The 24,467-nt window shown below is 68.3% G+C and carries 25 protein-coding genes; 3 read left to right on the forward strand and 22 right to left on the reverse strand.

The window, feature by feature from the left end; genetic code table 11:
* Positions 1-212: 212 nt before the first annotated feature.
* From ACSMX9_RS10180 to rpsJ, 15 genes are all read right to left on the reverse strand, one after another.
* A complete protein-coding gene (locus ACSMX9_RS10180; RefSeq protein ID WP_003956452.1) occupies positions 213-398 on the reverse strand; it encodes a type Z 30S ribosomal protein S14 in 186 nt (61 codons plus the stop codon).
* Between the two features lie 5 nt (positions 399-403).
* The gene (gene rplE, locus ACSMX9_RS10185; protein ID WP_351244573.1) at positions 404-961 is read right to left on the reverse strand and encodes a 50S ribosomal protein L5; all 558 of its coding nucleotides are present in this window, start codon (positions 959-961) and stop codon (positions 404-406) included.
* Positions 958-1,281, reverse strand: coding sequence for a 50S ribosomal protein L24 (gene rplX, locus ACSMX9_RS10190; protein ID WP_010036713.1), 324 nt, complete (start codon positions 1,279-1,281; stop codon positions 958-960). The genes rplE and rplX overlap by 4 nt, the downstream gene beginning before the upstream one ends.
* Positions 1,282-1,283: 2 nt before the next feature.
* On the reverse strand, positions 1,284-1,652 hold the full coding sequence (gene rplN / locus ACSMX9_RS10195; protein WP_003998823.1) for a 50S ribosomal protein L14: 369 nt from the start codon (positions 1,650-1,652) through the stop codon (positions 1,284-1,286).
* Between the two features lie 98 nt (positions 1,653-1,750).
* Entirely contained in the window at positions 1,751-2,035 is a 285-nt protein-coding gene (rpsQ, locus tag ACSMX9_RS10200) for a 30S ribosomal protein S17 (RefSeq protein ID WP_156722919.1), read from the reverse strand.
* Positions 2,035-2,259, reverse strand: coding sequence for a 50S ribosomal protein L29 (rpmC, locus tag ACSMX9_RS10205; protein ID WP_059079052.1), 225 nt, complete (start codon positions 2,257-2,259; stop codon positions 2,035-2,037). The genes rpsQ and rpmC overlap by 1 nt, the downstream gene beginning before the upstream one ends.
* Positions 2,259-2,678, reverse strand: a complete 420-nt coding sequence (gene rplP / locus ACSMX9_RS10210) for a 50S ribosomal protein L16 (RefSeq protein ID WP_033319640.1) — start codon at positions 2,676-2,678, stop codon at positions 2,259-2,261. The genes rpmC and rplP overlap by 1 nt, the downstream gene beginning before the upstream one ends.
* Before the next feature lie 3 nt (positions 2,679-2,681).
* Complete coding sequence (rpsC, locus tag ACSMX9_RS10215) at positions 2,682-3,539, reverse strand: 30S ribosomal protein S3 (RefSeq protein ID WP_445401776.1); 858 nt, start codon at positions 3,537-3,539, stop codon at positions 2,682-2,684.
* Complete coding sequence (gene rplV / locus ACSMX9_RS10220; RefSeq protein ID WP_351244511.1) at positions 3,539-3,886, reverse strand: 50S ribosomal protein L22; 348 nt, start codon at positions 3,884-3,886, stop codon at positions 3,539-3,541. Before rplV ends, rpsC begins: the two co-directional genes overlap by 1 nt.
* A 50-nt stretch (positions 3,887-3,936) precedes the next feature.
* On the reverse strand, positions 3,937-4,218 hold the full coding sequence (gene rpsS, locus ACSMX9_RS10225; RefSeq protein WP_010036728.1) for a 30S ribosomal protein S19: 282 nt from the start codon (positions 4,216-4,218) through the stop codon (positions 3,937-3,939).
* A 12-nt stretch (positions 4,219-4,230) separates the two neighbouring features.
* Positions 4,231-5,067 carry a 50S ribosomal protein L2 gene (gene rplB / locus ACSMX9_RS10230; protein ID WP_351244514.1) on the reverse strand — a complete coding sequence of 279 codons (837 nt, stop codon included), beginning with the start codon at positions 5,065-5,067 and terminating at the stop codon, positions 4,231-4,233.
* Between the two features lie 38 nt (positions 5,068-5,105).
* Entirely contained in the window at positions 5,106-5,522 is a 417-nt protein-coding gene (gene rplW, locus ACSMX9_RS10235; RefSeq protein ID WP_351244516.1) for a 50S ribosomal protein L23, read from the reverse strand.
* Positions 5,522-6,178 (reverse strand): 50S ribosomal protein L4, encoded by a 657-nt coding sequence (rplD, locus tag ACSMX9_RS10240; protein WP_351244518.1) that lies wholly within the window; start codon positions 6,176-6,178, stop codon positions 5,522-5,524. Before rplD ends, rplW begins: the two co-directional genes overlap by 1 nt.
* A gap of 8 nt (positions 6,179-6,186) precedes the next feature.
* Positions 6,187-6,831 carry a 50S ribosomal protein L3 gene (gene rplC, locus ACSMX9_RS10245; protein WP_351244520.1) on the reverse strand — a complete coding sequence of 215 codons (645 nt, stop codon included), beginning with the start codon at positions 6,829-6,831 and terminating at the stop codon, positions 6,187-6,189.
* Between the two features lie 17 nt (positions 6,832-6,848).
* Entirely contained in the window at positions 6,849-7,157 is a 309-nt protein-coding gene (rpsJ, locus tag ACSMX9_RS10250; RefSeq protein WP_003948644.1) for a 30S ribosomal protein S10, read from the reverse strand.
* A 710-nt stretch (positions 7,158-7,867) separates the two neighbouring features.
* On the opposite strand from rpsJ, the gene ACSMX9_RS10255 reads away from it, so the two are divergent.
* Positions 7,868-8,797, forward strand: coding sequence for a class I SAM-dependent methyltransferase (locus ACSMX9_RS10255; protein ID WP_445401778.1), 930 nt, complete (start codon positions 7,868-7,870; stop codon positions 8,795-8,797).
* Positions 8,798-8,965: 168 nt separating this feature from the next.
* Positions 8,966-9,157, forward strand: coding sequence for a hypothetical protein (locus ACSMX9_RS10260; protein ID WP_445401780.1), 192 nt, complete (start codon positions 8,966-8,968; stop codon positions 9,155-9,157).
* Between the two features lie 132 nt (positions 9,158-9,289).
* Here the strand turns inward: ACSMX9_RS10260 and ACSMX9_RS10265 are convergent, their stop codons facing one another.
* Positions 9,290-10,099 carry an AraC family transcriptional regulator gene (locus ACSMX9_RS10265; protein WP_445401782.1) on the reverse strand — a complete coding sequence of 270 codons (810 nt, stop codon included), beginning with the start codon at positions 10,097-10,099 and terminating at the stop codon, positions 9,290-9,292.
* Between the two features lie 84 nt (positions 10,100-10,183).
* On the opposite strand from ACSMX9_RS10265, the gene ACSMX9_RS10270 reads away from it, so the two are divergent.
* On the forward strand, positions 10,184-11,656 hold the full coding sequence (locus tag ACSMX9_RS10270) for an MFS transporter (protein ID WP_445401784.1): 1,473 nt from the start codon (positions 10,184-10,186) through the stop codon (positions 11,654-11,656).
* Positions 11,657-11,736: 80 nt separating this feature from the next.
* Here ACSMX9_RS10270 and tuf read toward each other — a convergent pair whose 3' ends face one another.
* From tuf to rpoB, 6 genes are all read right to left on the reverse strand, one after another.
* The gene (tuf, locus tag ACSMX9_RS10275) at positions 11,737-12,930 is read right to left on the reverse strand and encodes an elongation factor Tu (protein WP_351244530.1); all 1,194 of its coding nucleotides are present in this window, start codon (positions 12,928-12,930) and stop codon (positions 11,737-11,739) included.
* Positions 12,931-13,080: 150 nt separating this feature from the next.
* Positions 13,081-15,201 (reverse strand): elongation factor G, encoded by a 2,121-nt coding sequence (gene fusA / locus ACSMX9_RS10280; RefSeq protein ID WP_351244532.1) that lies wholly within the window; start codon positions 15,199-15,201, stop codon positions 13,081-13,083.
* A gap of 39 nt (positions 15,202-15,240) precedes the next feature.
* Positions 15,241-15,711, reverse strand: a complete 471-nt coding sequence (gene rpsG / locus ACSMX9_RS10285; RefSeq protein ID WP_073792897.1) for a 30S ribosomal protein S7 — start codon at positions 15,709-15,711, stop codon at positions 15,241-15,243.
* Positions 15,712-15,713: 2 nt separating this feature from the next.
* The gene (rpsL, locus tag ACSMX9_RS10290) at positions 15,714-16,085 is read right to left on the reverse strand and encodes a 30S ribosomal protein S12 (RefSeq protein ID WP_007823146.1); all 372 of its coding nucleotides are present in this window, start codon (positions 16,083-16,085) and stop codon (positions 15,714-15,716) included.
* A 358-nt stretch (positions 16,086-16,443) separates the two neighbouring features.
* Positions 16,444-20,355, reverse strand: a complete 3,912-nt coding sequence (locus ACSMX9_RS10295; protein WP_445401786.1) for a DNA-directed RNA polymerase subunit beta' — start codon at positions 20,353-20,355, stop codon at positions 16,444-16,446.
* A 94-nt stretch (positions 20,356-20,449) separates the two neighbouring features.
* Positions 20,450-23,935: a DNA-directed RNA polymerase subunit beta gene (gene rpoB / locus ACSMX9_RS10300; protein WP_351244537.1), complete on the reverse strand. Its 3,486-nt coding sequence runs from the start codon at positions 23,933-23,935 to the stop codon at positions 20,450-20,452.
* Between the last annotated feature and the right edge of the window lie 532 nt (positions 23,936-24,467).

Below are 24,467 nucleotides of genomic sequence, written 5' to 3' on the forward strand. Positions count from 1 at the left end.
GTTTCCTGTATGCGCCATCCCTCTCCCCACACAGGGGCGGGACGGGTGCGGCGCGGGGACCTACGGCGTAGTAAGCGTTGTCAGCGGGCCGCGAGGGCCCGCGTGCTTGACGGGCGGCAGACGCCCAACCCTCCCAGCCTAAGCCATGGAGGGTCGGGCCCCTACCGAACCGATGCCTACCGAGAGCGTCCGGTGGTTCCCGAAAGGGGGAACTACCAGCTGCTCTTGGTCACGCCCGGCAGCTCGCCGCGGTGAGCCATCTCACGGAGGCACACGCGGCACAGGCCGAACTTGCGGTAGACGGAGTGCGGACGGCCGCAGCGCTGGCAGCGGGTGTACGCGCGCACACCGAACTTGGGCTTGCGGGCGGCCTTGGCAATCAGAGCCTTCTTCGCCATCTCGCTCACGCCTCCTTGAAGGGGAAGCCGAGGTGACGAAGGAGCGCACGGCCCTCAGCGTCGTTGGTCGCCGTGGTCACCACGGTGATGTCCATACCCCGGACGCGGTCGATCTTGTCCTGGTCGATCTCGTGGAACATGACCTGCTCCGTGAGACCGAAGGTGTAGTTGCCACGGCCGTCGAACTGCTTGGGCGACAGGCCGCGGAAGTCGCGGATGCGCGGCAGCGCGAGCGACAGGGTGCGGTCCAGGAACTCCCACATGCGGTCACCGCGGAGGGTGACGTGGGCGCCGATCGGCTGGCCCTCGCGCAGCTTGAACTGCGCGATGGACTTGCGGGCCTTGGTGACGGCGGGCTTCTGACCCGTGATCGTGGTGAGGTCCTTGATGGCGCCCTCGATCAGCTTGGAGTCGCGGGCGGCGTCGCCCACACCCATGTTGACCACGATCTTGACGAGGCCCGGCACCTGCATGATGTTCTCGTGCGAGAACTCCTCACGCAGCTTGCCGATGATCTCCTCGCGGTACTTCGTCTTGAGGCGCGGAATGGTGGTCGTCATCAGATGTCCTCACCCGTCCGCTTGGCAACGCGGATCTTGTTGCCCTCGTCGTCGAAGCGGTAACCGACGCGGGTGACGACCTTCTTGCCGTCCTTCTCCACGACGAGCTGGACGTTGCTCACGTGGATCGGCGCCTCGGTGGTCACGATGCCGCCGGCCTGCGAGCCGCGCGCCGTCGGACCGGCCTTGGTGTGCTTCTTGACCCGGTTGACACCCTCGACCAGGACGCGGTCCTCACGGGGGAAGGCCGCGATGACCTTGCCCTGCTTGCCCTTGTCCTTGCCGGTGATGACCTGTACCAGGTCGCCCTTCTTGATCTTCATGCTTACAGCACCTCCGGCGCGAGCGAGATGATCTTCATGAACTTCTTCTCGCGCAGCTCACGGCCGACCGGGCCGAAGATACGGGTGCCGCGGGGGTCGCCGTCGTTCTTCAGAATGACGGCGGCGTTCTCGTCGAAGCGGATGTACGAGCCGTCGGGACGGCGGCGCTCCTTGACGGTGCGAACGATGACGGCCTTGACGACGTCACCCTTCTTCACGTTGCCACCGGGGATCGCGTCCTTGACGGTGGCGACGATGACGTCACCGATGCCCGCGTAGCGACGACCGGAGCCACCGAGAACACGGATGCAAAGGATCTCCTTCGCGCCCGTGTTGTCGGCGACGCGCAGTCGCGACTCCTGCTGGATCACGTCTATCTCCTGTTTGTCTGCCGGTTCCCCGGGGGCCGCTTGCGGCGGCCCCCGGAGCCTGGCGGAACGGGACTCGAAGGGTTACCCCTTCGAGCTGATTACTTGGCCTTCTCGAGGATCTCGACGATGCGCCAGCGCTTCGTCGCGGACAGCGGCCGGGTCTCCATCAGGAGGACGCGGTCGCCGACGCCCGCGGCGTTCTGCTCGTCGTGCGCCTTGAGCTTGTTGGTACGGCGGATGACCTTGCCGTACAGGGCGTGCTTGACGCGGTCCTCGACGGCGACGACGACGGTCTTGTCCATCTTGTCGCTGACGACAAGACCCTCGCGGGTCTTGCGGAAGCCGCGGGCGGCGGTCTCTTCAGTCACGTTCTTCTCGCTCATCAGGCGTTCTCCACCGTCTCGATGCCGAGCTCACGCTCACGCATGAGGGTGTAGATCCGGGCGATGTCCTTGCGGACGGCCTTGAGCCGACCGTGGTTCTCAAGCTGGCCCGTCGCCGCCTGGAAGCGGAGGTTGAACAGCTCTTCCTTGGCCTCGCGGAGCTTGTTGAGGAGCTCCTCGTTGCCCAGCTCGCGCAGCTCGGACGCCTTGGTACCGGCCGACATCACGCTTCACCTGCCTCGCGCCGGACAATGCGGCACTTCATCGGAAGCTTGTGAGCAGCGCGGGTAAGCGCCTCACGCGCAATCTTCTCGTTCGGGTAGGACAGCTCGAACATCACCCGGCCCGGGTGGACGTTCGCGACCCACCACTCCGGCGAACCCTTACCGGAACCCATGCGGGTCTCGGCGGGCTTCTTCGTGAGCGGACGGTCCGGGTAGATGTTGATCCAGACCTTGCCGCCACGCTTGATGTGACGGGTCATCGCGATACGAGCGGCCTCGATCTGACGGTTCGTCACGTACGCCGGCGTGAGGGCCTGGATGCCGTACTCGCCGAACGCGACGGTCGTGCCGCCCTTGGCCTGACCACGCCGCTTGGGGTGGTGCTGCTTGCGGTGCTTGACCCTACGGGGGATCAGCATGGGTCAGCTCTCCGTTCCGCCACTAGTAGTCGACGCGGACTCAGCGGCCGGAGCGGCGGTCTCGGCGGGAGCCTCGGCCTTGGGGGCCTCGGCGCCGGCGGACTGCTGCTGCGGCCGACGGCCGCGGCCACCGCGCTCGCCACCGCGGCCACCACGGCCGGCGGGACGGTCGGCGCCACCACGGGCCGGACGGTTGCCGGCACGGGCGGCGGCGTTCTCGGCGCGGACCTCGGCGATGTTCTTGACGTCGCCCTTGTAGATCCACACCTTGACGCCGATGCGGCCGAAGGTGGTCTTGGCCTCGAAGAAGCCGTAGTCCACGTTGGCGCGGAGCGTGTGCAGGGGCACACGGCCCTCGCGGTAGAACTCCGAGCGGGACATCTCGGCGCCGCCGAGACGGCCACCGCACTGGATCTTGATGCCCTTGGCGCCGGCCTTCATCGCCGACTGCATGCTCTTGCGCATGGCACGGCGGAAGGAGACGCGGGAGGACAGCTGCTCGGCGACGGCCTGGGCCACGAGCTGAGCGTCCGTCTCCGGGTTCTTGACCTCGAGGATGTTCAGCTGGACCTGCTTGCCGGTCAGCTTCTCCAGGTCACCGCGGATGCGGTCGGCCTCGGCGCCGCGGCGGCCGATGACGATGCCCGGACGCGCGGTGTGGATGTCCACGCGGACGCGGTCACGGGTGCGCTCGATCTCCACCTTGGAGATGCCGGCGCGCTCCATGCCGGACGTCATCATCCGACGGATGGCGACGTCTTCCTTGACGTAGTCCTTGTACAGCTTGTCGGCATACCAGCGGGACTTGAAGTCCGTGGTGACGCCGAGCCGGAACCCATGCGGGTTAACCTTCTGGCCCATTACCGGGTTCCTTCCTTGCTGCTGACGACCACGGTGATGTGGCTGGTCCGCTTGCGGATCCGGTAGGCGCGGCCCTGGGCGCGCGGACGGAACCGCTTCAGGGTCGGGCCCTCGTCGACGAACGCCTCGCTCACGAAGAGCGAAGAGGCGTCCGTGTGGTCGTAGTTGTGCGCGGCGTTGGCGATGGCGCTGTCCAGCACCTTGCCGACCGGCACGCTCGCGGCCTGCGGGGCGAAACGCAGGACCGCCTGAGCCTCCGTGGCGTCCATGCCACGGATCAGGTCCACCACGCGGCGGGCCTTCATGGGCGTGACGCGGATGTACCGCGCCTGGGCCCTGGCTTCCATGGTTGTCCCTTCAGTGTCTGACACGTTCGTCATGGTCGTTCACCCCGCTGTTAGCGGCGCTTCGACTTCCGGTCGTCCTTGACGTGACCCCGGAAGGTGCGCGTCGGCGAGAACTCGCCGAGCTTGTGGCCGACCATCGACTCGGTGACGAACACCGGGATGTGGGTCTTGCCGTTGTGCACCGCGATCGTGTGGCCGAGCATGGCCGGGACGATCATCGAGCGGCGGGACCAGGTCTTGATGACGTTCTTGGTGCCTGCTTCGTTCTGGGCGTCCACCTTCTTGATCAGGTGGTCGTCGACGAAGGGCCCCTTCTTGAGACTCCGCGGCATCTAAACCCGCTCCTAGCGCTTCTTGTTCGTCTTGCGGCGGCGGACGATGTACTTGTTCGACGCCTTCTTGGGCGAACGAGTACGGCCTTCCTTCTGACCCCACGGGGAGACCGGGTGGCGACCACCGGAGGTCTTGCCCTCACCACCACCGTGCGGGTGGTCGACCGGGTTCATCGCCACACCGCGAACGGTCGGACGAACGCCCAGCCAGCGCTTGCGGCCGGCCTTGCCCCAGTTGATGTTCGACTGCTCGGCGTTGCCGACCTCGCCGACGGTGGCGCGGCAGCGCACGTCGACCAGGCGGATCTCGCCGGAGGGCATGCGGAGGTGCGCCATGGCGCCCTCCTTGGCCAGCAGCTGCACCGAGGCGCCCGCGGAGCGGGCGAACTTGGCGCCGCCGCCCGGACGGAGCTCGATCGCGTGGATCGTGGTACCGACCGGGATGTTGCGCAGGGCGAGGTTGTTGCCCGGCTTGATGTCGGCCCCGGGACCGTTCTCGACGCGGTCGCCCTGCTGCAGGTTGCGCGGGGCGAGGATGTAGCGCTTCTCGCCGTCCGCGTAGTGCAGCAGCGCGATGCGCGCGGTGCGGTTGGGGTCGTACTCGATGTGCGCGACCTTCGCCGGCACGCCGTCCTTGTCGTGCCGACGGAAGTCGATCACGCGGTAGGCGCGCTTGTGTCCGCCACCCTGGTGGCGAACGGTCACACGACCGGCGTTGTTACGGCCGCCCTTGCTGTGCAGGGGGCGGACCAGCGACTTCTCCGGCGTGGACCGCGTGATCTCGACGAAGTCGGCGACGCTGGAGCCACGACGGCCCGGAGTCGTCGGCTTGTACTTGCGGATACCCATTTCTCAGTCCTCGTCCGATATCGGACCAGGGCGCTCCGTTAGGAGGCCTGGCCGAAGATGTCGATACGGTCGCCCTCGGCGAGGGTCACGATGGCGCGCTTCGTGTTGGCGCGCTTGCCGAAACCGGTGCGGGTGCGCTTGCGCTTGCCCTGGCGGTTGATCGTGTTGACCCCGGTGACCTTGACCTCGAAGACCGCCTGGACGGCCTGCTTGATCTGGGTCTTGTTGGCCCGCGGGTCGACGACGAACGTGTACTTGTTCTCGTCGAGCAGCGCGTAGCTCTTCTCGGAGACGACCGGCTTGAGCAGCACGTCACGGGGGTCCGTGAAGGACTTGCTCAGCGGGGTCTCGACGGTGTTCTTGCCCTCGGCCTCGTGGCGCTTCGCCTTGGCGACGCGCGCGGCCTTGGCGGCCTTGGCCGCCTTGGAGGCAATGCTCGGGTGACGCGTGGCCATCAGGCGTCACTCCCTTCGGTCTCAGTGGCCGTGGCGGGGCCGGACACGAAGGACTCGAAGGCGGCCTGGGTGAAGACCACGTCCTCGGAGCGGATCACGTCGTACGTGTTCAGCTGGCCCGGCTCCAGGATGTGCACCTGGGGCAGGTTGCGGGCGGAGAGCCACGCGGCCTCGTCGGCGCGGTCGACGACCAGGAGCAGGTTCTTGCGCTCGCTGATCTTGCCGAACAGCGTCCGGGCGGCCTTGGTGGACGGGTTCGCGCCCTCGATCACGCCGGTGACGACGTGGATGCGGTTGCTGCGGGCCCGGTCGGTGAGGGCACCGCGCAGGGCGGCGGCCTTCATCTTCTTGGGGGTCCGCTGCGAGTAGTCGCGCGGCACGGGACCGTGCACGACGCCACCACCGGCGAACTGCGGAGCGCGGGTCGAACCCTGACGGGCGCGGCCGGTGCCCTTCTGGCGGTACGGCTTGCGCCCACCGCCGCGGACCTCGCCGCGGGTCTTGGTCTTGTGCGTGCCCTGACGGGCAGCGGCCAGCTGCGCGACGACGACCTGGTGGATCAGCGGGATGCTGACCTTCGCGTCGAAGATCTCCGCGGGGAGTTCGACGGTCCCGGCCTTGTCGCCAGCAGGCGAAAGGATGTCAATGGTGCTCATCGGTTACCTCAGGCCCCCTTGGCCGCGGTACGGACCAGGACGAGGCCGCCGTTCGGACCGGGAACCGCGCCCTTGATGAGCAGCAGACCCTTCTCCGCGTCAACGGCGTGGACGGTCAGGTTCTGGGTGGTGACCCGCTCGTTGCCCATGCGGCCCGCCATGCGCAGGCCCTTGAACACGCGGCCCGGGGTGGCGCAGCCACCGATGGAGCCCGGCGAGCGGTGCTTGCGCTGGGTGCCGTGCCCGGCGCCGAGGCCACGGAAGTTGTGGCGCTTCATGACACCGGCGAAGCCCTTGCCCTTGCTCTTGCCGGTGACGTCGACCTTGACGCCCGCCTCGAAGGTCTCGGCGGTGAGCTCCTGGCCGAGGGCGTACTCGCTGGCGTCAGCGGTACGGATCTCGACGAGGTGGCGGCGCGGGGTGACGTCGGCCTTGGCGAAGTGGCCCTTGAGGGGCTTGTTCACCTTGCGCGGGTCGATCTCGCCGAAGGCGATCTGGACCGACTCGTAGCCGTCGGCGTCGTTCGTACGGACCTGGGTGACGATGCAGGGTCCGGCCTTGACCACGGTCACGGGGACGACACGGTTGTTCTCGTCCCAGACCTGGGTCATGCCGAGCTTCTCGCCCAGGATGCCCTTGATCTGCTTGGTCATCTCGTTACACCGACCCCTCAGAGCTTGATCTCGATGTCGACACCGGCCGGCAGGTCGAGTCGCATCAGAGAGTCAACGGTCTTGGGCGTCGGGTCGAGGATGTCGATCAGGCGCTTGTGCGTGCGCATCTCGAAGTGCTCGCGCGAGTCCTTGTACTTGTGCGGCGACTTGATGACGCAGTACACGTTCTTCTCAGTGGGCAGCGGCACCGGGCCCGCGACCGACGCACCAGTGCGGGTCACCGTCTCGACGATCTTCTTCGCCGAGGAGTCGATGACCTCGTGGTCGTAGGCCTTGAGCCGGATGCGGATCTTCTGTCCCGCCATGGCTACTTCGTAGTCCTGTCTCTTGGAAACGCTCTTGGAACCCGGGAAGCCGTTCCCGGTCCCCTCCGCCGACCCACGCGGTCGGGCGTGTCGCGGTCCCGCTGACAGGGATGTCCCTTGGGGGGACTTCCCTACGAGGGGAACGCGGTCACGGGACCGCGGGCCGGGGATGAAACCACCCACCGGGCGCCTGGTCGGTACCCCGCTGACACTTCCCGGAAGATTCCCGTACGTCCGCCCCAGCGCTGCCTCACGGCAGTTAGGGCGACGAGTACTGTGGGACTCGCTTCCGGTCCTCCCGGCGGGAGGCGCGCAGCATCGATACTCAACCGAGCAACCCGAACAGTCTGCCACACGGGGTACGACCCTGGCCAATCGAGCCGAAGAGGGTACCCCACGCCCCCGGCGCCCACACCAGCCCCGCGGGGGCACCCGCTCCCACGGCCGCGGCCTCTCCGGCTCGACGACCCACCCGGATCCGGGCGACCGACCCGCCGGGGACGTCCGACGACGCCACGGACACCACGCGCCGGCCCGCCCCGGCCCGGCGCCGAGGCCCGGAACGGAGTGGGACTGCGCCACGGACGTCGACACCGGGGATATCCATGATCGGCCCGGGGAAAGGATCATCCGGTTCCGATCGACCCCCGCACGCGTACGACCCAGAGCACGTCCTTGCCGGCCGCCATCGTCCGAAAGGCAACTCTCCCTTGCGCGCACAGACTCCGACCGCCGTCCGCGAGCCCTCCCCCACCCTGCTCGAACGGTTCCCCGTGCTCCAACGCGGGCTCGACCGGCTGGAGCACCGGCCCCTCGCCCACGGCCTCGCCCTCTGGGCCACCGGGTTCGTGAAGCCGGTGTTCCTGGACCACCTGATCGCCCCCCGACCGCGACCGGAGTCGGCGCCCGTGCGGGAGCTGCTGGAGGAGGGGCGCGAGGCGTACGCGAAGCGGCTGACCGGGTTCCTCGACCACGCCGACCTCCTGGCCCGCATACCGGTGGAGGGGCTGGAGCGGGGGTCCACCCCGTACTGGGGCAACAGCTGGCTGTCCCCGCTGGACGCGGTCGGCCTCTACGGGATGCTCGCCGAGCACCGGCCCGCCAGATACCTGGAGATCGGCTCCGGCAACTCCACCAAGTTCGTCCGCCGGGCGGTCACCGACCTGGGCCTGTCGACCCGGATCACCTCGATCGACCCGCAACCGCGGGCGCAGATCGACGCCCTCTGCGACGAGGTCGTCCGGGTGCCGCTCCAGGACGCCGACCACGCGGTCTTCGCGGAGCTGGAGCCCGGTGACGTCCTCTTCCTCGACGGCTCCCACCGGCTCCACATGGGCTCGGACGTCCTGGTGTTCTTCTCCGAGCTGCTGCCCCGCATCAAGCCCGGGGTGCTGGTCCAGGTCCACGACATCATGCTGCCCGGCGACTACCCGAGCGCCTGGCGGTGGCGGCTGTACAACGAGCAGTACCTGTTGGCGGCGCTGCTGACCGCCGCACCGCAGCGGTTCGACGTCCTCCTGCCGAACGCCTTCGTCCACGGCGACCCCGAACTGCGCACGATCCTGGCCCCGTTGTGGCGCCGACTCGGGGTGACCCGGCACTTCGACCCCGGCTCCTTCTGGTGGCGGCACCGGGGCTGACCACAGCCGCGCCCGGTGCGGTTCCGTCCCGTACCGGGCTCCGGCACCCGCCGTACGCACCGGACGCCTCCGGACGGGAGCCGGACCGTGCGGGCACGCCATGCCACAAGTGAACTGCTGGAACTCGGCCTGGGAGACACCCCGGCTCGCGAAACCTGGAGGAACATGATGAGCGTCGCCACCTGCTTCCCCGGCCGGGGCACGATCACCGAGGAGACCTACCTCAAGGGCAAGGGCGAAGGCCGGGCCGAAGCGCTCGTGGACGTTCTGGAGATGCGCGGTCTGACCGTCACCGACGAGGCCCGCGAACGCATCACCGGCACCACCGACGCCGAGACCCTCACCGCCTGGCTCGCCTAGGCCCTCACCGCCACCACGGTGGACGACCTGTTCACGGACGACGCTTCCCCGGCGGGGGCGCCCGACAGCAGGGGCACCGAGGCGTAGGCGCCCCGGCTCGCCGCCGTCCCGGCCGCCCCCGCCCGTCGCCGCTCACCCGTTCGGGTCGTCCTCCTCCGCCCCGTGCAGGTACCGACCCGGTGAGGTCCCCACGGTCCGCCGGAAGGCCGCGAGGAAGGCGCTCGGGGTCGCGTACCCGACGGCCCGGGCGACCCGGGCGACCGGCTGGCCCTCCGCGAGGAGGGCCAGTGCCGCGCGCAGCCGCGCCTGGGTCCGCCAGCGGTCGAAGGTCATGCCCGTGTCCCGGACGAAGAGCCGGGTCAGGGTGCGGCGGCTCGCCCCGACGGCCCGGGCGTGCGCCTCCAGACCGCGCGGGTCGGCCGGGTCGACCAGCAGCGCCTCCGCCACCGCCCGGACCCGGTCGTCCTTCGGGGTCGGCACCTCGATGGGGACGGTGGGCAGCGGACGCAGCAGGTCCCAGACGACGGCCTCGCCCCGCAGCCGGGCGCCGTCGGTCAGGCCGTCGCGGGCCAGGTAGGTCAACAGCCGGGCCAGGAGTCCGTCCACCGCGACGGGAGTGGGCTCCGGCCAGTCCAGCGGGCAGCGGTCCACCGCGAAGTAGAGGCCGTGGAGCACCGCGTCGCGCGAGGCGCCGGTCCGGTGCTCGATCCCCGCCGGCAGCCACAGCGCCCGGGTGCGCGGCAGCACCCAGGAGGCATCGCCCACGGCGACCCCCAGCACCCCGCGCCGCGCCCACGCCAACTGGTGGTGCTCGGGGTGCCGGTGCGGGACGAACCACTGCCCCGGCGCCAGCGGGAAGCTCTCGACGACGAGGGCGCCGACGGCGTCCGGGACGGTGGCGAACGTCTCCTGAGGCGTGCGGTTCCGGGGCTTCTGATCCACCCCTCCAGGGTATGGCCCCAGCCCGCTATCACCTGGCCCCGTAGCCTCTCACGGCCAACAAGGGCGCGTACGTAGCGTCGCCGTATGCCCGACGACCACTCGCTCTCCGCCCCCCGTCCACCGCGTTCCCGGCCCGGCGACCCCGGCGGTCCGTCCGGCCCCGCCGCCCCGGGCCGGACCTCCGCACCGCGCGGCGCCGCGCTCGCCGTCCTCTGCCTGGTGCAGTTCGTGCTCGTCCTGGACGACACCGTGGTGAGCGTGGCGCTGCCCAGCATCCGGGAGGACCTCGCCTTCGGCACGGCCGGACTGGTCTGGGTGGTCAACGCCTACTTCCTCGCCTTCGGCGGACTGCTCCTGCTGTGCGGGCGACTGTCCGACCTCCTCGGCCGCCGTCGGGTGTTCCTCACCGGGGTGGCCCTCTTCGGGGCGGCGAGCCTGTTGTGCGGGCTGGCCCGGGAGCCGTGGCAGCTGGTGGCCGGTCGGTTCGCGCAGGGCGCGGGGGCCGCCATGGCGAGCCCGGCCGCGCTGGCGATGGTCGCCCTCCTGTACCCGGAGCCCGGCGAACGCGCGCGGGCCTTCGGGATCTGGGGCGCGGTCGCGGGGCTCGGCGGCACTCTGGGCGTGGTGGTCTCCGGGGCGCTGACCGGGTTGGCGTCCTGGCGCTGGGTCTTCCTGGTCAACCTGCCGGTGGTCCTGGTGGCGGTGACGCTGCTGCCCCGACTGGTCCGGGAGAGCCGGGCCGACCGACCGCCCCGGCTCGACGTGCCGGGCGCGGTCCTCGGCACCGGGGCGGTGGTGGCCCTGGTCTACGGTCTGCTGCGGGCCGGGGAGGCGGGGTGGACGGACCGGACGGCGGTGCCGGCGCTGGCCCTGGCCGGGGGGCTGGCCGCCGGGTTCGGGTGGTGGGAGCGCCGGACCGCGCAGCCGCTGCTGCCGTCGTCGTACCTGGCGTCCCGGTTCCGGCTCGTGGCCAACGGGGCGAGCCTGCTGTTGTCCGCCGCGCTGTACGCGATGGCGTTCCTGCTGATGCTGCAGGTGCAGACCGTACTCGGCTACCGGCCGTTGACCGCCGGGCTCGCGTACCTGCCGTACGGGGCCGCGATCCTCACCGGGTTGTGGCTCTCCCGGCGGGCGGTGGCCCGGTTCGGGATGCGCGCCGCGCTGACCGGGTCGCTGCTGGTGACGGCGGCGGGGCTGCTGACGCTCTCGGGGGTGGCGGCGGGTGACGGGTACGTGTCCGGGGTGCTGCCGGGGATGCTCGTCACCGCCCTGGGGTGCGGGCTGAGCCTGCCCGCACTGACGGTCGCCGCACTCACCGGCACCACCGGGGAGGACGCCGGGATCGGCTCGGCAGTGCTGAACTCGGTCCAGCAGATCGGGGGCGCGGTGGGACTGGCGGTCCTGGTGCCGCTGGCCGCACGAGGGCACGGGACGGAGGCGGTGGGAGGCTTCTCCCTGGCGTTGACCGTCGCCGCGGGCGTGGTCGCGCTCGGGGCGGTCGCGCTGCTCGCGCTGCCCGGCGGCCCCGGCCGGGGGCACGCGGCGGCGGGCCGCTGATCCGCCCCGGGAAATCCGAAGGGCCCGTACGACCACACGGGTCGTACGGGCCCTCCGAGCTTGCGCTGACGCGCGTCAGGTCACTTGTTGATCTTGGTGACCTGGCCGGCGCCGACGGTCCGGCCACCCTCGCGGATGGCGAACTTCAGGCCCTCTTCCATGGCGACGGGCTGGATGAGCTCCACCGTCATCTGGGTGTTGTCGCCCGGCATGACCATCTCGGTGCCCTCGGGGAGGGTCACGACGCCGGTCACGTCCGTCGTACGGAAGTAGAACTGCGGGCGGTAGTTGTTGAAGAACGGGGTGTGGCGACCACCCTCGTCCTTCGACAGGATGTACGCCTGCGCCTCGAACTCGGTGTGCGGGGTGACCGAGCCCGGCTTGATGATGACCTGGCCGCGCTCGACGTCCTCGCGCTTGATGCCGCGGAGCAGCAGACCGACGTTCTCACCGGCCTGGCCCTCGTCGAGCAGCTTGCGGAACATCTCGATGCCGGTGACCGTGGTGGTGGTCTTCTCGGTCTTGATGCCGACGATGTCGACGGTCTCGTTGACCTTGAGGATGCCGCGCTCGATACGACCGGTGACGACGGTGCCACGACCGGTGATCGTGAAGACGTCCTCGATGGGCATGAGGAACGGCTTGTCGACGTCACGCTCGGGCTGCGGGATGGACTCGTCGACGGCCTTCATCAGGTCGAGGACGGTCTGGCCCCACTCCTTGTCGCCCTCCAGCGCCTTGAGCGCGGAGACCTTGACGACCGGCAGGTCGTCGCCGGGGAACTCGTACTCGGAGAGCAGCTCGCGGACCTCGAGCTCGACGAGCTCCAGGATCTCCTCGTCGTCCACCATGTCGGCCTTGTTCAGGGCGACGACGATGTACGGAACGCCGACCTGGCGGGCCAGGAGCACGTGCTCCTTGGTCTGCGGCATCGGGCCGTCGGTGGCGGCGACCACGAGGATGGCGCCGTCCATCTGCGCGGCACCCGTGATCATGTTCTTGATGTAGTCCGCGTGACCGGGGCAGTCGACGTGCGCGTAGTGGCGCGTCTCGGTCTGGTACTCGACGTGCGCGATGGAGATGGTGATACCGCGCTGACGCTCTTCCGGCGCCTTGTCGATCTGGTCGAAGGCCGAGGCCTCGTTCAGGTCCGGGTACGCGTCGTGCAGCACCTTGGTAATGGCGGCCGTGAGGGTCGTCTTACCGTGGTCGATGTGACCGATGGTGCCGATGTTGACGTGCGGCTTAGTCCGCTCGAACTTCGCCTTCGCCACTGGGGTCCTCCTGGGAGTGGTTCTGTACGCCTTACTTCATCGGCGCCAGGTGATCTTTGCTGGAAAGCCCGGGGCCGGGGGCACCCGCCATGGCTGTGGCGGGCACCCCGGTGGCTCCGGAGTCAAGCCTAAAGCGTGCGCTCGGTCGAGCTACTCGCCCTTGGCCTTCGCGATGATCTCCTCGGCGACGTTCCGCGGAACCTCGGCGTAGGAGTCGAACTGCATCGAGTAGCTCGCGCGACCCGACGTCTTGCTGCGGAGGTCGCCGACGTAGCCGAACATCTCCGACAGCGGGACCAGGCCCGTGACGAGCTTGGCACCGTGACGGTCTTCCATGGACTGGATCTGACCGCGACGGGAGTTGATGTCACCGATGACGTCACCCATGTAGTCCTCGGGCGTCGTCACCTCGACCTTCATCATCGGCTCCAGCAGGGCCGGGCTGGCCTTGCGGGCGGCCTCCTTGAAGGCCATCGAACCGGCGATCTTGAAGGCCATCTCGGAGGAGTCGACCTCGTGGTAGGCACCGTCGAGGAGGATGACCCGGACACCCGTGAGCGGGTAGCCGGCGAGCACGCCGAAGTCCATGGCCTCCTGGCAACCCGCGTCCACGGACGGGATGTACTCCCGCGGGACACGACCACCGGTGACCTTGTTGACGAACTCGTAGCCGTCGCCCTCAAGCGGCTCCAGCGCGATCTGCACCTTCGCGAACTGACCGGAACCACCGGTCTGCTTCTTGTGGGTGTAGTCGAGCCGCTCGACCGCCTTGCGCAGCGTCTCGCGGTAGGCCACCTGCGGCTTGCCGACGTTGGCCTCGACCTTGAACTCGCGGCGCATGCGGTCGACCAGCACGTCGAGGTGCAGTTCGCCCATGCCGGCGATGATCGTCTGGCCGGTCTCCTCGTTGGTCTTGACGCGGAAGGACGGGTCCTCCTCGGCAAGACGCTGGATGGCGACGCCCAGCTTCTCCTGGTCACCCTTGGACTTGGGCTCGATGGCGACCTCGATGACCGGGGCCGGGAAGTCCATCGACTCCAGGATGACCGGGTTCGCCGGGTCGGCGAGGGTCTCACCGGTGGTGGTCTGCTTCAGACCCATGACGGCGACGATGTCGCCGGCACCCACCGAGTCGATCTCCTCACGCTTGTTGGCGTGCATCCGGTAGATCTTGCCGATGCGCTCCTTGCGGCCCTTCACCGAGTTCTGCACCTGAGAACCCGACTCCATGCGACCGGAGTACACGCGGACGAAGGTCAGCTTGCCGAGGTGCGGGTCGCTCGCGATCTTGAACGCGAGAGCGGCCAGCGGCTCGTCCTCGGACGGCTTGCGCCGGATGACCTCGTCCGGGTTGGAGACCGACTGGCCCTCGATGGCCTCGATGTCCAGCGGGGACGGCAGGTAGCGCACCACCGCGTCGAGCAGGGGCTGCACGCCCTTGTTCTTGAACGCGGTCCCGCAGAACACGGGGGTGATGGTGGTGCCGTCGCCCTTGCCGGAGCCGATGGTGATGCGGCGGATGGCCGCGTACAGCTGCTCCTCGGAGGGCTCCTCGCCCTCCAGGTACAGCTCCATCATGGCCTCGTCGTTCTCGGCGACGGTCTCCAGGAGCTTGGCGCGCCACTCGTCGGCGGCCTCGGTGTGCGTCTCCGGGATGTCGACGACGTCGTACGCCTCGCCGAGCGCGGTCTCGGCGGACCACACGAGCGCCTTCATGCGGACCAGGTCCACGAGGCCGCGGAAGTCGGCCTCGGCACCGATCGGGAGCTGCATGACGATCGGGGTGGCGCCGAGGCGGTCCACGATCATGTCGACGCAGCGGTGGAACTCGGCACCCGTGCGGTCGAGCTTGTTGACGAAGCAGATGCGCGGAACGCCGTAGCGGTCCGCCTGACGCCACACGGTCTCGGACTGGGGCTCGACACCGGCGACACCGTCGAACACCGTCACGGCACCGTCGAGGACGCGCAGCGAGCGCTCCACCTCGACGGTGAAGTCGACGTGGCCGGGGGTGTCGATGATGTTGATGGTGTGGTCGACGTCCTCCAGCTGCCAGTGACAGGTGGTGGCAGCAGAGGTGATCGTGATGCCACGCTCCTGCTCCTGCTCCATCCAGTCCATGGTGGCTGCACCGTCGTGGACCTCACCGATCTTGTACGACACACCGGTGTAGTACAGGATGCGCTCGGTGGTCGTCGTCTTGCCCGCGTCGATGTGAGCCATGATGCCGATGTTGCGCACCCTGGCCAGGTCAAGCGAAGTGGTAGCCATAAGGCTCAGTCTTCTCTCGGTTCTCGATGGGGAAAGCGACTACCAGCGGTAGTGCGCGAAGGCCTTGTTGGACTCGGCCATCTTGTGCGTGTCCTCGCGCTTCTTCACCGCGGCACCGAGGCCGTTCGAGGCGTCGAGGAGCTCGTTGAGGAGACGCTCGGTCATCGTCTTCTCGCGACGCGCACGCGAGTAACCGACCAGCCAGCGCAGCGCCAGGGTGTTGGCACGACCGGGCTTGACCTCGATCGGCACCTGGTAGGTGGCGCCACCGACACGGCGGGACTTGACCTCAAGGGTCGGCTTGATGTTCTCCAGCGCGCGCTTCAGCGTGATGACCGGGTCGTTGCCGGTCTTGTCGCGCAGGCCCTCCATGGCGCCGTACACGATGCGCTCGGCGGTGGAGCGCTTGCCGTTCAGCAGCACCTTGTTGATGAGGGAGGTCACCAGAGGAGAACCGTAGACCGGGTCGATGATGACCGGGCGCTTCGGGGCGGGGCCCTTACGAGGCATTCTTACTTCTCCTTCTTGGCGCCGTAGCGGCTGCGGGCCTGCTTGCGGTTCTTGACGCCCTGGGTGTCCAGGGAACCACGGATGATCTTGTAACGAACACCCGGCAGGTCCTTCACACGGCCACCACGCACGAGCACGATGGAGTGCTCCTGCAGGTTGTGTCCCTCACCCGGGATGTAGGCCGTGACCTCGATACCGGAGGTCAGACGCACACGCGCGACCTTCCGCAGGGCCGAGTTCGGCTTCTTCGGGGTGGTCGTGAACACACGCGTGCAGACGCCGCGGCGCTGGGGCGAGCCGTCCAGTGCGGGCGTCTTGTTCTTCTCGACCTTGTCCTGCCGGCCCTTGCGGACCAGCTGCTGGATCGTAGGCACTACTTCTCCGGTTTCTGTGTGCCGATCATGAAGCTAACCTGGAACGTCACCGACCCACGCGGTCGGGTGTGTCGAATGCCGCGGTTCCGCCCAACGGACGGGAGAGCACGGATTGCGGTGGCCTCCTACGACCACCCGTACGGTTGAGGACACGCACGGGGGCCAGGGCACACCCCAGGCACAAGGTATGAGCGTACCGACCGTCCACACCGTGGTCAAAATGATATTGGTCCGGTCGTTTGCGAACCTCGCACCCGCCCCGGCCGCACCGCCGCCACCAGCAGGAACGCCCGGAGGGCGGACACCCCACGGGTGTCCGCCCTCCGGCTCGACGTGCGCACGCGGACGCACGGCGCGGTTACTGGTTGTACGGACCGTAGTCGTAGTCCTCCAGCGGGACGGCCTGACCCGACCCGGTGCCGAACGGCGAGTAGTCGATGTCGTCGTAGCCGACGGCCGAGTACATCGCGGCCTTCGCCTCCTCGGTGGGCTCCACCCGGATGTTGCGGTAACGGGCCAGACCCGTACCGGCCGGGATGAGCTTGCCGATGATGACGTTCTCCTTGAGGCCGATCAGGGAGTCGGACTTGGCGTTGATCGCCGCGTCCGTGAGGACCCTGGTCGTCTCCTGGAAGGAGGCCGCCGACAGCCACGACTCGGTGGCCAGCGAGGCCTTGGTGATGCCCATGAGCTGCGGACGACCGGAGGCCGGGTGACCGCCCTCCTGGACCACGCGGCGGTTCTCGGTCTCGAACTTCGACCGCTCCACCAGCTCGCCGGGCAGCAGCTCGGCGTCACCGGACTCGATGATCGTCACGCGGCGCAGCATCTGCCGGATGATGATCTCGATGTGCTTGTCGTGGATCGACACGCCCTGCGAGTTGTAGACCTTCTGGACCTCGCCGACCAGGTGGACCTGCACGGCCCGCTGGCCGAGGATGCGCAGCACGTCGTGCGGGTTGGTCGCACCGTAGGTGAGCTTCTCGCCCACCTCGACGTGGTCGCCCTCGCGGACCATGAGCTTGGCGCGCTTCGAGATCGGGTAGGCCGTCTCGTCGCTGCCGTCGTCCGGGGTGACGACGATCTTCTTGGTCTTCTCGGTCTCCTCGATCCGGACCCGTCCGGCCGCCTCCGAGATGGGGGCGACGCCCTTGGGGGTACGGGCCTCGAAGAGCTCGACGACACGCGGCAGACCCTGGGTGATGTCGTCACCGGCCACACCACCGGTGTGGAAGGTCCGCATCGTCAGCTGGGTGCCGGGCTCACCGATGGACTGGGCGGCGATGATGCCGACCGCCTCGCCGATGTCGACCAGCTTGCCGGTGGCCAGCGAACGGCCGTAGCACATGGCGCAGGTGCCGACGGCGGACTCGCAGGTCAGGATCGAGCGGGTCTTGACCTCCTCGACCCCGTGGTGCACGAGCTGGTCGATCAGCACGTCGCCGAGGTCGACGTTGGCCGGCGCGATGACCTTGCCGTCGATGACGACGTCCTCGGCCAGCATGCGGGCGTAGACGCTGGTCTCGACGTCCTCGGCCTTGCGCAGCACGCCGTCCGCACCGTGGTTGGCGATCCGCAGCTTGAGGCCGCGCTCGGTGCCGCAGTCCTCCTCGCGGATGATGACGTCCTGGGAGACGTCCACCAGACGACGGGTGAGGTAACCCGAGTCGGCGGTCCGCAGCGCGGTGTCCGCCAGACCCTTGCGGGCGCCGTGGGTGGAGATGAAGTACTCCAGCACGGACAGGCCCTCGCGGAACGACGCCTTGATGGGCCGCGGGATGGTCTCGTTCTTGGCGTTCGACACCAGACCGCGCATACCGGCGATCTGACGCATCTGCATCATGTTTCCGCGCGCGCCCGAGTTCACCATCATGAAGATCGGGTTCGTCTTCGGGAAGTTGTCGTTCATCGCCTCGGCGACCTTGTTGGTCGCCTCGGTCCAGATCTTGATGAGCTCCTGAGTGCGCTCTTCCTTGGTGATCAGACCGCGCTCGTACTGCTTCTGGACCTTCTCGTCCCGCGACTCGTACTCGGCGACCAGGGCCTTCTTCGCCTCGGGCACGACCACGTCGGAGATGGCGACGGTGACGCCGGAGCGCGTCGCCCAGTAGAAGCCGGACGCCTTCAGGTTGTCGAGGGTCGCGCCCACGATGACCTTGGGGTAGCGCTCGGCGAGGTCGTTGACGATCTCGGAGAGCTGCTTCTTGCCCACCTCGTAGTCGACGAACGGGTAGTCCTCGGGCAGCAGCTCGTTGAAGAGCGCACGGCCCAGGGTGGTCCGCAGTCGGAAGGTGTCGCCCTGCTGCCACTCGCCGCCGAAGCCGTCGGGGCCGGCCTCCTCGACGGGCGGGGTCCAGCCGCGCGGCGGGATGGTGCCCACCGGGAAGCGGATGTCCACCCGGGACTGGAGGGACAGCTCGCCCGCGTCGAAGGCCATGATGGCCTCGGCGACGGAGGCGAAGGAACGCTCCTCGCCCTTGACGTCGCGCATCTCGCCGTCGGTGGTCAGGAAGAACAGACCGAGGACCATGTCCTGGGTCGGCATCGTGACCGGGCGGCCGTCGGCGGGCTTGAGGATGTTGTTCGAGGACAGCATCAGGATGCGGGCCTCGGCCTGCGCCTCCGCGGAGAGCGGCAGGTGGACGGCCATCTGGTCACCGTCGAAGTCCGCGTTGAACGCGGTGCAGACGAGCGGGTGGATCTGGATGGCCTTGCCCTCGACGAGCTGCGGCTCGAATGCCTGGATGCCCAGGCGGTGCAGGGTCGGGGCGCGGTTCAGCAGCACCGGGTGCTCGGCGATGACCTCTTCGAGGACGTCGTACACCACGGTGCGACCGCGCTCGACCATGCGCTTGGCCGACTTGATGTTCTGCGCGTGGTTCAGGTCCACCAGGCGCTTCATCACGAACGGCTTGAAGAGCTCCAGCGCCATGGCCTTGGGCAGGCCGCACTGGTGCAGCTTCAGCTGGGGGCCGACGACGATCACGGAACGGGCCGAGTAGTCGACGCGCTTGCCGAGCAGGTTCTGACGGAAGCGGCCCTGCTTGCCCTTGAGCATGTCGGAGAGCGACTTCAGCGGGCGGTTGCCCGGGCCGGTGACCGGACGGCCGCGGCGGCCGTTGTCGAACAGCGCGTCGACGGCCTCCTGGAGCATCCGCTTCTCGTTGTTCACGATGATCTCGGGGGCACCGAGGTCGAGCAGGCGCTTCAGGCGGTTGTTCCGGTTGATGACCCGGCGGTACAGGTCGTTCAGGTCGGAGGTCGCGAAGCGGCCACCGTCCAGCTGCACCATCGGACGCAGGTCCGGCGGGATGACCGGGACGCAGTCCAGCACCATGCCCTTGGGGCTGTTGCTGGTCTGGAGGAAGGCGGAGACGACCTTGAGCCGCTTGAGGGCACGGGTCTTCTTCTGACCCTTGCCGGTGCGGATGATCTCGCGGAGGCGCTCGGCCTCCTCCTCCAGGTCGAAGGACTCCAGGCGCTTCTGGAGCGCGGCGGCGCCCATCGAGCCGTCGAAGTAGGTGCCGAAGCGGTCGCGCAGCTCGCGGTAGAGGAGCTCGTCGCCCTCCAGGTCCTGGACCTTGAGGTTCTTGAAGCGGGTCCACACCTCGTCGAGGCGGTCGATCTCGCGCTGCGCGCGGTCGCGGAGCTGCTTCATCTCGCGCTCGGCGCCCTCGCGGACCTTGCGGCGCACGTCGGCCTTGGCGCCCTCGGCCTCCAGCTCGGCGAGGTCGGTCTCCAGCTTCTTGGCGCGGGCTTCGAGGTCGGCGTCGCGCCGGTTCTCGATCTGCTGGCGCTCGACGGAGACGTGGGCCTCCAGCGACGGGAGGTCGCGGGTACGGCGCTCGTCGTCCACGTACGTGATCATGTACGCGGCGAAGTAGATGACCTTCTCCAGGTCCTTCGGCGCGAGGTCCAGCAGGTAGCCCAGGCGCGAGGGAACGCCCTTGAAGTACCAGATGTGGGTGACGGGAGCGGCCAGCTCGATGTGGCCCATCCGCTCGCGGCGCACCTTGGCGCGGGTGACCTCGACGCCACAGCGCTCACAGATGATGCCCTTGAAGCGGACGCGCTTGTACTTGCCGCAGTAGCACTCCCAGTCCCGGGTCGGACCGAAGATCTTCTCGCAGAAGAGTCCGTCCTTCTCGGGCTTCAGGGTGCGGTAGTTGATCGTTTCGGGCTTCTTGACCTCGCCGTGGCTCCACTGACGGATGTCGTCCGCGGTGGCCAGGCCGATCCGAAGCTCGTCGAAGAAGTTGACGTCGAGCACTATGCGTCAATCCCTCTCAGGGTTGTGTCTTGTGGTCTGAACGGGGTCCGGGGCTGCGGCCGGGACCGCCCTGGGGCGGTCCCGGCCGGACCCGTCAGACCTCTTCGACGCTGCTCGGCTCGCGCCGGGACAGGTCGATGCCGAGTTCCTCCGCCGCGCGGAAGACGTCCTCGTCGGTGTCGCGCATCTCGATGGACATGCCGTCCGAGGACAGCACCTCCACGTTGAGGCACAGGGACTGCATCTCCTTGATGAGCACCTTGAAGGACTCGGGGATGCCGGGCTCGGGGATGTTCTCGCCCTTGACGATGGCCTCGTAGACCTTCACGCGGCCGGTGACGTCGTCGGACTTGATGGTCAGCAGCTCCTGGAGGGCGTAGGCGGCACCGTAAGCCTCAAGCGCCCACACCTCCATCTCACCGAAGCGCTGGCCACCGAACTGGGCCTTACCACCCAGCGGCTGCTGGGTGATCATCGAGTACGGACCGGTCGAGCGGGCGTGCAGCTTGTCGTCGACCAGGTGGTGCAGCTTGAGGATGTACATGTACCCGACGGAGATCGGGTCCGGGAACGGCTCGCCGGAGCGGCCGTCGTACAGCTGCGCCTTGCCGGACGGGAGGACCATGCGGTCGCCGTCGCGGTTGGGGATGGTGTGCTTCAGCAGGCCGGCGAGCTCGTCCTCGCGGGCGCCGTCGAAGACGGGGGTGGCGACGTTGGTGCGCGGGGCGACCTGGTCGGCCTCGATGGCCTGGAGGCGCTGCGCCCAGTCGTCGGCGAGGCCGGAGACGTCCCAGCCCTGGCTGGCGAGCCAGCCGAGGTGGATCTCCAGGACCTGTCCCGGGTTCATCCGGGACGGGACGCCGAGCGGGTTGAGGATGATGTCGACGGGGGTGCCGTCCTCCATGAACGGCATGTCCTCGATCGGGAGGATCTTGGAGATGACGCCCTTGTTGCCGTGGCGTCCGGCGAGCTTGTCGCCGTCCGTGATCTTCCGCTTCTGGGCGACGTACACCCGGACCAGCTGGTTGACGCCGGGCGGCAGCTCGTCGCCCTCCTCGCGGTCGAAGACGCGGACGCCGATGACCTTGCCGGTCTCGCCGTGCGGCACCTTCAGCGAGGTGTCGCGGACCTCACGGGCCTTCTCGCCGAAGATCGCGCGGAGCAGGCGCTCCTCGGGGGTCAGCTCGGTCTCGCCCTTGGGCGTGACCTTGCCGACGAGGATGTCGCCGCCGATGACCTCGGCGCCGATGCGGATGATGCCGCGCTCGTCGAGGTCGGCGAGGACCTCTTCGGAGACGTTCGGGATGTCCCGGGTGATCTCCTCGGGGCCGAGCTTGGTGTCACGGGCGTCGACCTCGTGCTCCTCGATGTGGATCGAGGAGAGGACGTCGTCCTGGACGAGGCGCTGCGACAGGATGATCGCGTCCTCGTAGTTGTGGCCCTCCCACGGCATGAACGCGACGAGCAGGTTCTTGCCGAGCGCCATCTCGCCGTTCTCGGTGGCGGGACCGTCGGCGAGGACCTGGCCCTCGATGACCCGGTCGCCCTCGGCCACGATGACCTTCTGGTTGACCGAGGTGCCCTGGTTGGAGCGCGAGAACTTCGCGACCCGGTACGTGGTGTACGTGCCGTCGTCGTTGGTGACGGTGACGTAGTCGGCGGAGACCTCCTGGACGACACCGTCCTTCGCGGCCTTGATGACGTCGCCGGCGTCGGTGGCGCAGCGGTACTCCATGCCGGTGCCGACGAGCGGGGCCTCCGCCTTGATGAGCGGCACGGCCTGGCGCATCATGTTGGCGCCCATGAGCGCGCGGTTGGCGTCGTCGTGCTCCAGGAAGGGGATCATCGCGGTGGCGACGGACACCATCTGGCGCGGGGAGACGTCCATGTAGTCGACGTCGGTGCCGGGCACGTAGTCGACCTCGCCGCCGCGGCGGCGGACCAGCACGCGGTTCTCGGCGAACCGGAGTTCGTCGGTGAGCCGGGCGTTGGCCTGCGCGATGACGAAGCGGTCCTCCTCGTCGGCGGTCAGGTAGTCGACCTCGTCGGTGACCTGGCCGTCGACGACCTTGCGGTACGGGGTCTCCACGAAGCCGAAGGCGTTGACGCGGCCGTAGGAGGCGAGCGAGCCGATCAGACCGATGTTCGGGCCTTCGGGGGTCTCGATCGGGCACATGCGGCCGTAGTGCGAGGGGTGCACGTCACGGACCTCGAAGCCGGCCCGCTCGCGGGAGAGGCCACCCGGGCCGAGCGCCGAGAGGCGGCGCTTGTGGGTGAGCCCCGACAGCGGGTTGTTCTGGTCCATGAACTGGGACAGCTGGCTGGTGCCGAAGAACTCCTTGATGGAGGCGACGACCGGCCGGATGTTGATCAGGGTCTGCGGCGTGATCGCCTCGACGTCCTGGGTGGTCATCCGCTCGCGCACGACGCGCTCCATGCGGGCGAGACCCGTACGGACCTGGTTCTGGATCAGCTCGCCGACGTTGCGCAGACGACGGTTGCCGAAGTGGTCGATGTCGTCGGTCTCGACGACGATCGTGCGGCCGGACTCGCCGACCGTCTCGGTCTCCCCGGCGTGCAGCTTGACCAGGTACTTGATGGTCGCGATGACGTCGTCGGTGGTGAGCACGCCGGCGTCGAGCGGCTCGTCGGCGCCGAGCTTCTTGTTGACCTTGTAGCGGCCGACCTTGGCCAGGTCGTAGCGCTTCGGGTTGAAGTAGAGGTTCTCCAGCAGGGTCTGGGCTGCCTCGCGCGTGGGGGGCTCGCCCGGACGGAGCTTGCGGTAGATGTCCAGCAGCGCGTCGTCCTGGCCCTGGGTGTGGTCCTTCTCCAGGGTGGCGCGCATGGACTCGTACTCGCCGAACTCCTCCAGGATCTGCTCGGTGGTCCAGCCGAGCGCCTTCAGGAGGACGGTGACGGACTGCTTGCGCTTGCGGTCGATGCGGACGCCGACCATGTCGCGCTTGTCGATCTCCATCTCCAGCCAGGCACCCCGGGAGGGGATGATCTTGGCGGAGAAGATGTCCTTGTCGGACGTCTTGTCGATGGAGGAGTCGAAGTAGACGCCGGGCGAACGGACGAGCTGCGACACCACGACGCGCTCGGTGCCGTTGATGACGAAGGTGCCCTTGTTGGTCATGAGCGGGAAGTCGCCCATGAAGACCGTCTGGGACTTGATCTCGCCGGTCTCGTTGTTGGTGAACTCGGCGGTGACGAAGAGCGGCGCGGCGAAGGTGAAGTCGCGCTCCTTGCACTCGTCGATGGAGTTCTTCGGCGGCTCGAAGCGGTGGTCGCGGAAGGTCAGGGACATCGACCCGGAGAAGTCCTCGATCGGGGAGATCTCCTCGAAGATCTCCTCCAGACCGGACTTGGTGGGGACGTCCTGTCCGCTGTCCAGAGCCGCCTCGACACGAGCCTTCCACGCGTCGTTGCCGAGCAGCCAGTCAAAGCTCTCGGTTTGCAGCGCAAGAAGGTTCGGAACCTCAAGGGGCTCCTTGATCTTTGCAAAGGAGATGCGCAGCGGGGCGGTGCTGGCGCCGTTGTTCGTATTCGCGGTCGAGGCAGTGCGCGAGGCGGCCAAGAGGGGTCCTTCCGAGGGCTCGGACTCACTACGCGCGTACCGGTCCCCCGCCTGGACACGACGAGACGTCCACACGAAATCCCAGGTCAGGGACGGTTTTCGACTCGGTGCTCAAGCATGGGCATGCCCCTGGTGACGGGCAGGAGGCAGCTAACAGGCAGCGCAAAGGGTCAGTGTAGCCACAAGGCCCACTGATGTCCAGTGCGGGTTTACTGACACCCTCTGTGCTCTCCCACGCCTGCCGTCCGTCACGTCCTCGACGCACATCGATACTGCCCTCTTCGCCGCCGATCCATGCCTCGGAGTTCGGATCGTAGTGACGACGCGTCCTGAGAATTGCGCGCTGCGTGCGGTTCGTCAAGGCCCCCTCGTGCGAACCGGGTGCCGCGAACGTCACTGACCGCCGTTGCCGGGCGGACCGTCACCAGGGCTACCGCGCGCACAACGAAGATCACCATACTCGTCGTCACGCACTGCGCAAGCAGCCCTTCGGACGAGGGACGGAACGCCGAACGGCGACCACCCACTTGGG

This window comes from Streptomyces sp. LE64 (genome assembly GCF_052606915.1).